Origin of the sequence: Mesorhizobium sp. M0296 (assembly GCF_040321675.1) — a bacterium.
Classification (GTDB): domain Bacteria; phylum Pseudomonadota; class Alphaproteobacteria; order Rhizobiales; family Rhizobiaceae; genus Mesorhizobium.
This window is the reverse complement of record NZ_JAMYRZ010000061.1, coordinates 15,829-28,045: the sequence shown is the minus strand read 5'-3', so window position 1 is coordinate 28,045 and position 12,217 is coordinate 15,829. Positions and strand designations below refer to the sequence as shown.

At 64.2% G+C, this 12,217-nt stretch carries 11 protein-coding genes; 7 read left to right on the top strand and 4 right to left on the bottom strand.

Features of this window, described 5'->3' with window-relative positions; all coding sequences use genetic code 11:
- Positions 1 to 325 precede the first annotated feature (325 nt).
- The 5 genes from NKI97_RS33015 to NKI97_RS32995 all read left to right on the top strand — a co-directional run bounded on the left by NKI97_RS33015 (position 326) and on the right by NKI97_RS32995 (position 4,641).
- Complete coding sequence (locus NKI97_RS33015) at positions 326 to 1,420, top strand: ABC transporter ATP-binding protein (protein ID WP_352838397.1); 1,095 nt, start codon at positions 326 to 328, stop codon at positions 1,418 to 1,420.
- Between the two features lie 66 nt (positions 1,421 to 1,486).
- Positions 1,487 to 2,602, top strand: a complete 1,116-nt coding sequence (locus NKI97_RS33010) for an ABC transporter substrate-binding protein (RefSeq protein WP_352744109.1) — start codon at positions 1,487 to 1,489, stop codon at positions 2,600 to 2,602.
- A 17-nt stretch (positions 2,603 to 2,619) separates the two neighbouring features.
- Positions 2,620 to 3,453 carry an ABC transporter permease gene (locus tag NKI97_RS33005; protein ID WP_352744107.1) on the top strand — a complete coding sequence of 278 codons (834 nt, stop codon included), beginning with the start codon at positions 2,620 to 2,622 and terminating at the stop codon, positions 3,451 to 3,453.
- A gap of 4 nt (positions 3,454 to 3,457) precedes the next feature.
- Complete coding sequence (locus NKI97_RS33000) at positions 3,458 to 4,264, top strand: ABC transporter permease (RefSeq protein WP_352743677.1); 807 nt, start codon at positions 3,458 to 3,460, stop codon at positions 4,262 to 4,264.
- 89 nt (positions 4,265 to 4,353) lie between these two features.
- Entirely contained in the window at positions 4,354 to 4,641 is a 288-nt protein-coding gene (locus NKI97_RS32995) for a DUF982 domain-containing protein (RefSeq protein ID WP_352451481.1), read from the top strand.
- Positions 4,642 to 4,684: 43 nt separating this feature from the next.
- Here the strand turns inward: NKI97_RS32995 and NKI97_RS32990 are convergent, their stop codons facing one another.
- The 3 genes from NKI97_RS32990 to NKI97_RS32980 form a co-directional block, all read right to left on the bottom strand.
- Positions 4,685 to 4,993 (bottom strand): HigA family addiction module antitoxin, encoded by a 309-nt coding sequence (locus tag NKI97_RS32990; protein WP_352838396.1) that lies wholly within the window; start codon positions 4,991 to 4,993, stop codon positions 4,685 to 4,687.
- A 115-nt stretch (positions 4,994 to 5,108) separates the two neighbouring features.
- A complete protein-coding gene (locus tag NKI97_RS32985; protein WP_352838395.1) occupies positions 5,109 to 6,167 on the bottom strand; it encodes a glycosyltransferase family 2 protein in 1,059 nt (352 codons plus the stop codon).
- Between the two features lie 468 nt (positions 6,168 to 6,635).
- A complete protein-coding gene (locus NKI97_RS32980; protein WP_031211944.1) occupies positions 6,636 to 7,967 on the bottom strand; it encodes a dicarboxylate/amino acid:cation symporter in 1,332 nt (443 codons plus the stop codon).
- A 220-nt stretch (positions 7,968 to 8,187) separates the two neighbouring features.
- Here NKI97_RS32980 and NKI97_RS32975 point away from each other — a divergent pair, with 220 nt between their 5' ends.
- Positions 8,188 to 10,062 carry a sensor histidine kinase gene (locus NKI97_RS32975; protein WP_352838394.1) on the top strand — a complete coding sequence of 625 codons (1,875 nt, stop codon included), beginning with the start codon at positions 8,188 to 8,190 and terminating at the stop codon, positions 10,060 to 10,062.
- Positions 10,063 to 10,068: 6 nt separating this feature from the next.
- Positions 10,069 to 11,424, top strand: coding sequence for a sigma-54-dependent transcriptional regulator (locus tag NKI97_RS32970; protein WP_352838393.1), 1,356 nt, complete (start codon positions 10,069 to 10,071; stop codon positions 11,422 to 11,424).
- Between the two features lie 30 nt (positions 11,425 to 11,454).
- On the opposite strand, the gene NKI97_RS32965 is transcribed toward NKI97_RS32970, so the two are convergent.
- Positions 11,455 to 12,198 (bottom strand): 2OG-Fe(II) oxygenase, encoded by a 744-nt coding sequence (locus NKI97_RS32965; RefSeq protein WP_352451486.1) that lies wholly within the window; start codon positions 12,196 to 12,198, stop codon positions 11,455 to 11,457.
- Between the last annotated feature and the right edge of the window lie 19 nt (positions 12,199 to 12,217).

The window sequence follows — 12,217 nt, the reverse complement described above, 5'->3', positions numbered from 1 at the left end:
CTCCTTCGCTCAACTGCCTCTCCAAAGAATCCTTTCTCAGCCTAAACTCAACCCCAAAATCGCCATATGCGATTCCCCTGCCCTCGAGGGGGAGATGGCCGCGAAGCGGCCAGAGGGGGTCGGTCCAACTGGGCTCGGCCTGCTGCTGCAGAGGAGGTTGGCACTTCAAGCGAAGCGACCCCCTCTGTCGCCTTCGGCGACATCTCCCCCTTGAGGGGGAGATTGGCGCATAGATGAATCAAATTTGCCGATCAGGCGAAAACTATTCGGTTGCGGTGAGCCGCCGCCCTGCCTACGATTTCGGCTACGCTAAGGAAAGGGCAGGATGCAGCACCCCGGCCGGGCCGCAGAGATCAAGGCAATCGGGATCGGCAAGAGCTTCGGCTCGTTCCGTGCGCTGGACGATCTGACGCTCGATATCGGCCGTGGCGAGTTCCTCACCCTGCTCGGCCCCTCCGGTTCCGGCAAGACCACCTTCCTGATGATCCTTGCCGGCTTCATTCAGCCGACCGACGGCCGCCTTTACAGCGACGGCGTCGACATCACCGAGCGGCCGGCCGAGCAGCGCGCCGCCGGCATGGTTTTCCAGGGCTATGCGCTGTTCCCGCATATGAGCGTCGAGGCCAACATCGCCTTCCCGCTCAAGGTGCGCAAGAAATCGGCGGCCGAGATCAAGCGCCGCGTCGGCGAAATGATCGAGCGCGTCGGGCTCAAGGGCCACGAGAAGAAACTGCCGTCGCAATTGTCCGGCGGCCAGCAGCAACGCGTGGCGCTGGCGCGGGCGCTGGTGTTCGAGCCGGGCGTACTTTTGCTCGATGAGCCGTTTTCGGCACTCGACAAGGGCCTGCGCGGCCAGATGCAGGCCGAGATGAAGCGGTTGCACCAGGAGACCGGCACCACCTTCGTCTTCGTCACCCATGACCAGAGCGAGGCGCTGGCGTTGTCATCTCGCGTCGCCATCTTCAACCATGGCAAATTGCTGCAGGTCGGCGCGCCGGACGAGGTCTACGACCGGCCGGACAACCGCTTCGTCGCCGAGTTCCTGGGCGAGATCAACATGCTGCCGCTGAAGGGCGTGCGCCCGGCCGACAATGGCTCGACGGGCCTCTGCGAAGACCGCGCGATCAGCTTGCGCTGCAGGGCCGAGAAGGTCCATGGCGATGCCATCCTGGCGATCCGGCCGGAATACATGTCGATCGCCCGCGAAGCCGCGGCAGGCGAGAACGGCATTGCCGCGACTGCCGTCGCCTCGACCTATCTCGGCGCTGCAACGCGGCTCGATCTGACGACGCGCCAAGGCGCCAAGGTGACGGTCTCGGTGCCGAACGAGGTCGCCGCCTCTGCCCTCAGCAAGGGCAATTCCGTCTGGCTGACCTGGCCCGCGGAGAAAGGCTTCCTCCTTCCGGATGGAGAGCAATGACGATCGGCGTGGCGAATTCGCCAAGCTGACATTCAGGAAATACCAACGACAAAAAGGGGAACTGACATGACAAACCAAACCAAGAAAAATTCCATCGAGGCGCTATCCGCCAGGGCAGTGCGCGGCGAGATCTCGCGCCGGCAGTTCACGCAGCTGGCCGCAGTGGTGCTGGCCGGCACGCCGATGCTACTGCGCTCGACCGGCGCCTTTGCCGCGGCGAAGGAACTGGTGCTGGTCAACTGGGGCGGCGACGCCATCACCGCCTACGATGCGGCTTACGGCCAGGCCTTCACCAAGGAGACCGGCATCACCGTCAAGATGGACGGCTCCGGCCCGACCGAAGGCGCGATCGCGGCGCAGTTCAAGAGCGGCGCGCCGACCTGGGATCTGGTCGACGTCGATCCGTTCTCGGCCATCACTCTCGGCGCCCAAGGCATGCTCGAGCCGATCGACTATGCGGTCGTCGACAAGAAGAAGATGCGGCCGGGATTCGGCTGGGAGTACGCTGCCTCGACCTATTTCTTCTCCTACGTCATCGCCTACGATGCCGAGAAATACGGCAGCCAGGCACCGACCGGCATGGCCGACTTCTTCGACGTGGCAAAATTCCCCGGCAAGCGTTCGCTCTACAAATGGGGCGTGTCGAGCTGGGAAGCGGCACTGCTCGCCGACGGCGTCGCGCCGGCCTCGCTCTACCCGCTCGACCTCAAGCGCGCGCATGACAAGATCGCAGCCTTCAAGGAAAACGTCGTCGCCTATTGGGGTGGCGGCGCCGAAAGCCAGAGCGTGCTGCTCAATGGCGAGGCCTCGATGGCGATCGTCTGGTCGACCCGGGCTTCGCTCATCGAGCAGGACAGCGGCGGCAAGATCAAGTTCATCTGGGACCAGGGCCTGATCTCGCCCGGCGCGCTCGCCGTGCTCAAGGGCAATCCCGGCGGCAAGGACGCGGCGATGAAGTTCATCGCCAGCACCCAGGACCCGGAGAAGGAACTCATCATGTTCGACAAGCTCGGCCAGGGTCCGGCCAACCCGGCCACCGATGCGCTGATCCCCGCCGACAAGAAGCGCATCAACCCGGTCGATCCCGAGAACATGAAAAAGCAGATTCCGCTCGACATGGATTGGTACGCCAAGAACTACGGGGCAGCACTCGACGAATACACGAAGATCATCTCCGCCTGACAAGCCGGGATAACCGGATGAGAGCATACCTCTCCGACAGGATGGGCGCGGCGCTGTTGATGGCGCCGCTGCTCCTCTTTCTTGTGCTGGCCTACGCCTGGCCATTCCTTGGCGTGGTCAAATGGAGTTTTACGCTGCCCACGCCGGGGCTGGGGCAGTACAATGCGCTGCTCACGGATCAGTTGGTGCAGTCGGTCTTCATCCGCACGCTGCGCATCGCCGCGATCGTGACGATCGTTTCGGTTGTCGCCGCCTACGTCATCACCGTTGTCTGGGTACGCGGCACGCCGGTGCAGCGCGTGGTGGCCGAGTTCTGCATCCTGGTACCGTTCTGGATCTCGGTGCTGACGCGCGCTTTCGGCTGGGTGGCGCTTTTGTCCAATCGCGGCCTGATCAACACCTGGCTGCAGGCGGTCGGCTTCATCTCAGAGCCGCTGGCGCTGGTGCGCAACGAGTTCGGCGTTATCGTCGGGATGACGCATTTCCTCATTCCCTTCGCCGTGTTTCCGTTGGCCTCATCGATGCGCAGCCTCGACGATCGCGTGCTGCTGGCGGCGCGTGGCCTCGGCTCCAGCCGTATGCGCACCTTTTGGTCGGTATTCGTGCCGATGACCCGCTCCGGCATCATCGGCTCGGCGCTGATCGTCTTCGTCTTTTCGCTCGGCTTCTTCGTCACGCCGGCGATCCTCGGCGGCGGTCGCAGCGTGATGATCGCCGAGCTGATCTACCTTCGCATCTTCCAGAGCCCGGACTGGGGCCTGGGTGCGGCGATCAGCGTGGTGCTGGTGCTGTTCGTCGGCGCGCTGATGGCGCTGCTTTTCCGCTATATCAGACCCAAGCAATTGGTGTAGCGCGATGCCGACCTACCGCCCCGGTCCCGTCTCGCTGGTCCTCGCCGCCCTCGTCGCGCTGTTCCTGCTGCTGCCGCTGCTCGCCGTCATCCCGGTGTCGCTGACGCCGAGCCGCATGCTGGCGATGCCGTCGGGCGAATTGTCGCTGCGCCATTACCGGGCGCTGATCGAGGATCCGCGCTGGATCAGTTCGATCCTGCTCTCGATCAGGATCGGCATCGTCAGCAGCGCCTTTTCCACCGTGCTGGCGCTCTGCTTCAGCCTCGGCATCTGGATGTTCCAGCCGCGCTTCACGGCAGCATTGGTCGGTTTCGTGCTGCTGCCGATGGTGGTGCCGCCGGTGGTCTCGGCAATCACGCTCTACTTCCTGCTGACCTCGATCTCTGGCGTCAGCTCATTCTTCGGCTATGACACCTGGCTGGGTGTCGCCATGGCGCATGCGGTGATGACGGTGCCCTTCGCCACGGTGCTGATCCTGGTGTCGCTCAGCCAGCTCGACCGCCGCATCGACCTCGCCGCCCGCGGCCTCGGCGCCACCGTGTGGGAGCGCGCCACCCGCATCATCATGCCCAATATCAAGTTCGGCATCGTCACCGCGGCGTTGTTGTCCTTCGTGCTGTCCTGGGAAGAGATCGGCGTCACCCTGTTTATCACCTCGGTCAACGCCATCACGCTGCCGCGGCTAATGTGGATGGGCCTGCGCGACAACATCGACCCGGCGATCGCAGCGCTCTCGGTGATCCTGATCGTCATCACCGTGCTGGTGCTTGTGGCGCGAAGCGTCGTGGTTAGGCTGCGCGCAGCGCTGTAGACGCCGCCTCACGCCGAGGTGACTGGCGCGAATGAAACCTTGGGCTACGATTTTCGTTATAGATGGTTCAACAGGTCGAAGGCCCCGCCATGAACCAGGGATGGTTTGCCAAGCCGGTTGCGGTTGCGGTCGGCATCGTGGGAGATATCCGCAACATTTCCAACGCACGGCAGGCTGTCGCATTGCTGGAAGCCCACTGGCGTGACACCGGCAGCGCCAAACACGGGGTGGCACTGCGCACATGCCGCCGCGCCATGAGCGACGATCGCTGGACCGAAGCCGCCAGGAACGCGTTCATCGAGGCCGCGCGGGAAGCGCATGTCCTGGTCGAGCGAGCCGTCGAACCGCAGGACCGGTCCAGGCAGGCGGGACCGTGATCGATTTGTGAGAGCCTCGGTGGTTCGGCCGATCTATTGCATCTCAGGCAGCATGCAGCCTTGGAATGGCGCTGACGTCAACCTCGCGTTCCGCGTGCCACGCATCATAGGCGGCCTGCATCCTGAGCCAGATCGCGGCGCCGTCGCCGAACATCTTTCCAAGACGGGCAGCGACAGCCGGCAACACCGGCTTCTTTTCGCGGATGATGTCATAAAGCTGCTGGCGCGAGATTCCGAGCAGATTGGCGATCTCCACCTTGGTCTTTCCGGTTGCCGGGATAATGTCGTCAAGCAGCGCTCCAGGGTGGGATGGGCAGCGCTCCATCGGACGCATCGGCTCATAAGAGGTCATGGGCTGGTTGTCCTTTCGCTTGGGGCGCCACGTACCCATAATGATATTGTTCGAAATCTACCCGGGTTGCCAGACCTCCCGAAAACCTGGCGGAGTTGTGGCACAGCGCCACCCACTATCCCATGGCGTGGCGGATGGTCTTGGACAGGCGGCTCAAAAATGCCGGCCTCGACGACGCATCAAGCTTCCACGACAGCACCGCGGTCGCCATTTTCCGCGGCAACACCCCGACCGACAGGAACCAGGCGGCAAGGATTGCACGCCGCCGCAGGGATGCGGTCATTTCGAGGCTGGCGACGGCGCCGGCCGCCCCGAGCGCCAGCCGGGAATCGTCGGCCACGGGATGTCGGCCGCTGTCCGCGCAGAGCGACGCCAGCCGCTCTTCCAGGTGGACCGGATCGTGGCGGACAGCATCCGACGGCACGATGGTCAGGCCGATCCCGGCGGCCTGGTCCGACAGCGCCTGCATGCGGCGGAAATCGTGAGTTACCCGCCAGCGTGCCCGCTCGGCGAGCTTTTCACCGAAGACTGAATGGTTGGCGCCATGGATCCGGTAGGCGCCGAGGCATTCGTCGATCGATTGGACATGCCCGTATATCGGCGCCAGCGTTGCCAGATAGCCGTCGGCGCCCTGCCGGAACTCCGGCTCCGGTATCGGCATGATCGATTCGAGCGTTGCGCGGTCAAAGGCCAGCCCGCTGGTCACTGTCGTCTGATAGCGGCCCTTGTGCAGGAGTTTCGGCATGACGTCGCCGCTGTCGAAAGGCAATTCGGGCGGCGGAAAGACATCCTTGATGCGTTGCCCCTCGTCGACGATATGCAGTCTGGACTGGACCTGAGCGGTTGCATCATCCCACGTTTCGACAATGGTGGAGACGGCGGTTGGATAAAGATAATCGTCGGCGTCGAGGAACAGGACGATCTTGCCCGAGCTCGCCGCAAAGCCGGTGTTGAACGCCGCCGCGTGTCCGCCATTTTGCGCCCGCGGGCATGCGAGTATCTCATCGCGATAAGATTCCATGATTGTCGTGGAATTGTCCTGCGATGCATCGTCGACGACGATGACCTCAACATCCGCGTAGTCCTGCTCGAGAGCGCTGTCGATGCTGCGTTTGAGGAACCGCGCGTAGTTGTAATTCGGGATAATGATGGATACCGGAATGACAGGCTGCATCGCGTTTGACCTCGCATCTTGCTTTGGTTCGGCAACGGCCCTCATGGGCCTGCCCCCTCTTCAAGCGCCCTCTTGGCGCGCAACGAGTTCCCTGGGAGAAAGCCTGCGCTTTCCATCAGGAGACGGGTCACGTTTCGCTTGCGACTTCGCAGTGAGGCCGCCATTGCCTTCGAGGGCTGCCGCCATAGTCAGAACGCGGTCGGCAGCAAAAGCTCCGACGGTTCGGCAAGGATGATGTTGCAAACCGAGCCCGACGGAAATGTCTCGCCTCGCGATTAGGTCGGGAGCGAAGCGGACGGGTGCCCTGAAGGCATGGCGGATACTGGCCTGCAAATGCGGCTGGAACAAGCCCCGCGTCGAAAATAGCGCCACTTCAGGTTGCGTTTCAGGCGGCATGCCGCGACCGCCGCCGCTTCTGCCCGGAGCCGATGAACCGGCTCCGGGCTTTTAGTCATGTGGCCTAGACGGTCAGGCGGCCTGCAAACCCGGCAGCGACAGGTCGACTTCCTCCGGCAGGTCGCCGGCCATGGCGGCGGCAAACTTCGTCTGGTCGAGTTCTCCCTCCCAGCGTGCCACCACCACCGTCGCTACCGCATTGCCGATGAAGTTGGTCAGCGCCCGGCACTCCGACATGAAGCGGTCGACGCCGAGGATCAGCGCCATGCCGGCGACCGGCACGGTGGGGACGACCGAGAGTGTCGCCGCCAGCGTAATGAAGCCGGCGCCGGTGATGCCGGCGGCACCCTTGGAGCTCAGCATGGCGACGGCGAGCAGGAGGATCTGGTCGCCGTAGGTGAGCGGCGTGTCGGTGGCTTGCGCGATGAACAGCGCCGCCAGCGTCATGTAGATGTTGGTGCCGTCCAGATTGAAGGAATAGCCGGTCGGGATGACCAGGCCGACCACCGAGCGGTTGCAGCCGGCACGCTCCATCTTGGCCATCAGGCCCGGTAGTGCCGCTTCCGAGGACGAGGTGCCGAGCACCAGCAGCAGCTCTTCCTTGATGTAGCGGATCAGCGCCAGGATCGAGAAGCCATTGTAGCGGGCAACCGCGCCGAGCACCACCAGCACGAACAGCAGCGCGGTCAGGTAGAATGTGCCGATCAGCATGGCGAGGTTGGCGATCGAGCCGATGCCGTATTTGCCGATGGTGAAGGCCATGGCGCCGAAGGCGCCGATCGGTGCGGCCTTCATCAGGATGGCGACGAGGCGAAAGATCGGCGTGGTCAGCGCCTGCAGGAAATCGACGACCGGACGGCCGCGATCGCCGACCAGCGCCAGGGCGACGCCGAACAGCACCGAGAAGAACAGCACCTGCAAAATGTCGCCCTGCGCGAAGGCGCCGGTGATGGTGTCGGGGATGATGTTCATCAGGAAGCCGACGATGGTTGTGTCGTGCGCCTTCTCGGCATACGCCGCCACCTTGGCGGTATCGAGCGTGGCCGGATTGATATGCATGCCGGCGCCGGGCTGGACGACATTGGAGACGACCAGGCCGACGACCAGCGCCAGCGTCGAGAACACCAGGAAATAGATCATCGCCTTGCCGGCGACGCGGCCGACCTTCTGCAGGTCGGAAACGCCGGCGATACCGGTCGCCACCGTCAGGAAGATCACCGGCGCGATCACCATCTTCACCAGCTTGATGAAGGCATCGCCGAACGGCTTCATCGCCTCGCCGGTTTCCGGATAGAAATGGCCGAGCAGCACACCGGCGGCGATCGCCGCCAGCACCTGCACATAAAGATGCCGGTATAAGGGAAGTTTGCCGCGCGGCTCGGCGGCAGCGATTGCTGTCTGCATGACGTCCTCCATGCGCCCCGATCGAAAGCTCGACTCCCCGGGGCAGTTGTTTTGACCAGCAGCCTCGCGACTGCTGAATTCGTGTTTGCAACAGCCGTGCCAGATACGCAGAAGAGCTTTTCATCATTGATTTTGTTGAGCATTCGCAAACGTCCGCTGTGCTGGGCGCATGGATAGGTGCGAATCTCCGCATAGGTCGAATTGTGCTTTGTGCGAATTCATGCACAAATGGGCGATGCTGCAACGCCCCGCCGGTGCCTTGTCTTCGACGCCCGAGCAACTCGCCAGGCGGGCGCGCCGAGCCTGGCTGCTGTTTGCGGCCATCGCGCTTTTGATCGTCACGGCAGCGCTCTACGGCGCCGGCCTTTACGGCCGCACCGCCGAGGTCGGGACCCTGGCGGCGCAGGGGCGTACCGACGCCAATCTGAAGGTCGCGCTGCTGCGCGCGGTGCTCGAAAGCCCGCGCGCCCTGCCACTGCTTTTGTCCGCAGACCAGCAAGTGCGTGACGCGCTGTCGCAGAAAAATGCCGCGGCAATCGATGTGCTGAACCGCAAGCTCGAGGGGCTGGTCTCCGGCACCAAGGCGTCGGTACTCTATGTCGTCGGCACCGATGGACTGGCGGTCGCCTCCAGCAACTGGCGCGAGCCGATCAGCTTCGTCGGCAATGACTACCGTTTCCGCGACTATTTCTCCGGCGCGATGCAGGCCGGAACCGCCGAGTATTTTGCGCTCGGCAATGTCAGCAAGCGCCCCGGCCTCTACATTTCGCGGCGCGTCGGCGACACAGACGCACCGCTCGGCGTCGTCGTCGTCAAGATGGAGTTCGACCAGCTCGAAGCCGACTGGCGCGAGGCGAACCGCCCGGCTTATGTCAGCGACGAAAATGGCGTCGTGCTGATCACCAGCGTGCCGTCCTGGCGTTTCATGACAACCGCACCGCTGGCCGCACCTAAGCAAGCCGCGATCCACGACAGCCAACAGTTCGGCGACGCGCCGCTTGTGCCGTTGCCGATCATGCACGCGCAGGCGCTCAGCCCGGATGTGTCGATCGTCCACGCAGTAACGCCCGGCGGCAGCGACGCGGAGTATCTCAGCCTTTCCACGACGATTCCTTCGACCCCCTGGCGGCTCGACTATCTGATCCCGGCTGAAGCGCCGATCGCCGCCGCGGTCCGCGAAATGCGGCTTCTTGCGCTCGGCGTCGTCGTCCCGCTGCTCGGCCTTGCCGCGTATCTGTTGTGGCGCCGGCAGTCGGCGCAGATGCGGATTGCCGCTGAACAGGCGGCCCGCATCGAACTCGAACGCCGCGTCGTCGAACGGACCGAGGATTTGAGCCGCGCCCGCGACCGGCTGCAGGCCGAGATAGCAGGCCACCGCAGCACGGAAGCCAAGCTCCAAATCGTGCAGCAGGATCTGGTCCAGGCCAACCGCCTCGCCATCCTCGGCCAGGTCGCTGCTGGCGTCGCCCATGAGATCAACCAGCCGGTCGCCACCATACGCGCCTATGCCGACAATGCCCGCACCTTCCTCGACCGCAAGCAGACCGGGCCGGCCGAGGAAAACCTCGGCGCTATCGCAGCCCTTACCGAACGCATCGGCTCAATCACCGAGGAGTTGAAGGCATTTGCCCGCAAGGGCCGCACCGCCGCCGAGCCTGTCGAATTACGTGGTGTCATCGAAGGCGCCGTCATGCTGTTGAGAAGCCGCTTTGCCGGCCGGCTCGACGCATTGGCCATCGACCTGCCGCCGCCGAGCCTCAAGGTCATGGGCAATCGGGTGCGGCTCGAACAGGTGCTGATCAACCTCTTCCAGAACGCGCTCGAAGCACTCGACGGCCGCGACGACGCTCGTGTGCAGGTGTCGGTCGACGAGACCGCGGACGGCGTGACGGTCGGCGTGTCCGATAACGGACCGGGCATTCCACCCGCGATCCTCAAATCGCTGTTCACGCCGTTCAACACCTCCAAGGAAAAAGGCCTTGGCCTTGGCCTCGTCATCTCGAAGGACATCGTCGCCGATTATGGCGGCCGCATCGAAGTTTCGAGCGACGACAGCGGCACCCGCTTCACCATTCATCTCCAGACAGCAGCGTAAGCCATCATGACGAACGACAATGCCGCGCCGGTGATCCTGATCGACGACGACCGCGATCTCCTCAAGGCCACCGTGCAGACGCTGGAGCTTGCCGGCTTCTCGGTCTCCGCCTTTGCGGTGGCGGCTGAGGCGCTGGCCGGGCTCGACGCCGGTTTTACCGGCGTCGTGGTGTCGGATATCCGCATGCCTCAGATCGACGGCTTGCAGCTTTTCAATCGCATCCTGCGGCTGGATGCCGACATTCCCGTCATCCTCGTCACCGGCCACGGCGACATCGCCATGGCCGTCAAGGCGATCAAGGACGGCGCCTACGACTTCATCACCAAGCCCTTCGCCGCCGACCGGTTGGTACAGAGCGTGCGCCGCGCAGCGGAAAAGCGCCGCCTGGTGATGGAGAACCGGGCCTTGCGCGAGGCGGCCGGAGAGGCGCAGGACGGCCTGCCGCTGATCGGCCAGACGCCGGCGATGGACAGGCTGCGCCGCACACTACGCCAGATCGCCGACACCGACGTCGATGTGCTGGTGACCGGCGAGACCGGCTCCGGCAAGGAGGTGGTGGCAAGCCTTCTGCATCGCTGGAGCCGCCGCGCCAAGGGCAATTTCGTCGCGCTGAATTGCGGCACGCTGCCGGAGACCGTCATCGAAAGCGAATTGTTCGGCCATGAGGCCGGCGCCTTCACCGGCGCGCAGAAGAAACGGATCGGCCGCATCGAGCACGCCAGCGGCGGCACGCTGTTCCTCGACGAGATCGAAAGCATGCCGGTCTCGACACAGGTGCAGATGCTGCGCGTGCTGGAGATGCGCGAGGTCACCCCGCTCGGCACCAACGAGGTGCGGCCGGTCGACCTGCGCGTCGTCGCCGCCGCCAAGGTCGACCTCGGCGATCCGCGCCAGCGCGGCACGTTTCGCGAGGATCTCTATTACCGGCTCAACGTGGTGACGATCTCGATCCCGCCGCTGCGCGAGCGCCGCGACGATGTCGCCCTGCTGTTCTTCTATTTCGCCGAGCGCGCCGCCGCCCGTTTCCACCGCCAGGTGCCGGCAGTGCCGGCTTCGGTGCATCGCCATCTGAGCGACCATGACTGGCCGGGCAATGTGCGCGAACTGGCGCATTTCGCCGAGCGGTTCGTGCTTGGGTTGGAGGAAGGCGCCGAAGCACAACCCCCTGCCCCGACCCAATCGAACACCGCCATGAAGCTGCCGGAGCGGCTGGAGCGCTACGAGGCCGACATCATCCGCGAGACGCTTGGCCGCAACGACGGAGACGTCAGGCGCACGATCGAAGCGCTGGGGATTCCGCGCAAGACCTTCTACGACAAGCTCCAGCGCCACGGCATCGTGCGCAGCGATTTTTCCAGGTAACCGCCGCCGGGCCTCGACCGGGCGGCTCGGTTACTTGGCGTCGTGGAAGATGATACCGACAGTGTGGCGCATGCCGGAGCGAAGCCGGCTGACGCCGTGCCTGAGATTGACGCGGTAATTGCCCTTGCTGCCCTGGACCGGACGATTGTGGACCGCGAAGGCGACTGCATCGCCCTGGCGCAGCGGCACCACCTCGGCGCGGCTTTGCATGCGCGGACGCTGCTCGGTCAGCACGAACTCGCCGCCGGTGAAATCCTTGCCTGGTTCGGACAACAGGATCGCGACCTGCAACGGGAACGCCAGATCGCCGTAGAGATCCTGGTGCAGGCAGTTGAAGTCGCCGTTAACGTATTGCAGCAGGAGCGGCGTCGGCCGCGTCTGGCCCTGCTCGTGGCATTGCCTGAGGAACGCGGCGTGTTCGTCGGGATAGCGCTGCGCGATACCCATGCGCTGGTTCCAGTCGTTGGCGACCGCGGCCAGGCGCGGATAGAGCGCGGTGCGCAAGCCGCCGATCAAGTCGGGCAAGGGATAGCGGAAATAGCGGTACTCGCCCTTGCCGAAGCCATGCCGCGCCATATGGACATGGCTGCGGAAATGGCTCTCGTCCGAATAAAGTCCGGCAATCTGCCGGCACTCCTGCGGCGTCAGCAGCTTTTCCATCACCGCGCAGCCATAGCCGCTCAGCTCATCGGCCAGCGTCCGCCAATCATATCCGGCAACGCGCACCTCCGCCGATTTCACCGCCGCTTTCGCGCCTATCGAATCGATGGTCATGGCTTCGCCTCCTGTGGCT

Coding starts and splice junctions, on each gene's coding strand:
- NKI97_RS32980 (WP_031211944.1), bottom strand. CDS start 7,967: ATGCAGACAGCAATCGCTGCCGCCGAGCCGCGCGGCAAACTTCCCTTA.
- NKI97_RS32995 (WP_352451481.1), top strand. CDS start 4,354: ATGAACCAGGGATGGTTTGCCAAGCCGGTTGCGGTTGCGGTCGGCATC.
- NKI97_RS33000 (WP_352743677.1), top strand. CDS start 3,458: ATGCCGACCTACCGCCCCGGTCCCGTCTCGCTGGTCCTCGCCGCCCTC.
- NKI97_RS32985 (WP_352838395.1), bottom strand. CDS start 6,167: ATGCAGCCTGTCATTCCGGTATCCATCATTATCCCGAATTACAACTAC.
- NKI97_RS33010 (WP_352744109.1), top strand. CDS start 1,487: ATGACAAACCAAACCAAGAAAAATTCCATCGAGGCGCTATCCGCCAGG.
- NKI97_RS32975 (WP_352838394.1), top strand. CDS start 8,188: ATGCACAAATGGGCGATGCTGCAACGCCCCGCCGGTGCCTTGTCTTCG.
- NKI97_RS32970 (WP_352838393.1), top strand. CDS start 10,069: ATGACGAACGACAATGCCGCGCCGGTGATCCTGATCGACGACGACCGC.
- NKI97_RS33015 (WP_352838397.1), top strand. CDS start 326: ATGCAGCACCCCGGCCGGGCCGCAGAGATCAAGGCAATCGGGATCGGC.
- NKI97_RS32990 (WP_352838396.1), bottom strand. CDS start 4,993: ATGACCTCTTATGAGCCGATGCGTCCGATGGAGCGCTGCCCATCCCAC.
- NKI97_RS32965 (WP_352451486.1), bottom strand. CDS start 12,198: ATGACCATCGATTCGATAGGCGCGAAAGCGGCGGTGAAATCGGCGGAG.
- NKI97_RS33005 (WP_352744107.1), top strand. CDS start 2,620: ATGAGAGCATACCTCTCCGACAGGATGGGCGCGGCGCTGTTGATGGCG.